This window comes from Bacillus sp. SIMBA_008, from assembly GCF_046535495.1.
GTDB lineage: Bacteria > Bacillota > Bacilli > Bacillales > Bacillaceae > Bacillus > Bacillus subtilis.
The window spans coordinates 1-234 of record NZ_JAWRWL010001314.1 but is presented as its reverse complement, the minus strand read 5'-3'; the positions used below and the strand labels follow the sequence as shown (position 1 = coordinate 234).

Annotated in this window: 1 protein-coding gene; it reads right to left on the bottom strand. The window is 35.9% G+C overall.

Annotation, left to right across the window (positions count from 1 at the left end):
• Positions 1-234: Lrp/AsnC family transcriptional regulator (locus SB658_RS27700; protein WP_410603792.1), on the bottom strand; the 234-nt coding region annotated here is incomplete at both ends.

The following is a 234-nucleotide window of genomic DNA, read 5'->3' as shown; positions in this document are numbered from 1 at the left end:
ACGGTGTACTTCAGAAATCCCTTCTTCTCCTTGAAAGAAATTCATAAACTCTTGGTGATTAGCTGTTGTTACGAACAAAGTAACAAATGCAGTCACTACTTGTCCTAATTTGATTCGGTTTATTGCAATTGTATATTGTTCAATAATCCCTAAATCCTCTAATCTTCGAATTCGATTTCCTACGGCCTGCCCCGTCATATGTATTTTTTGACCAAGTTCTTTCCATTGTATTCT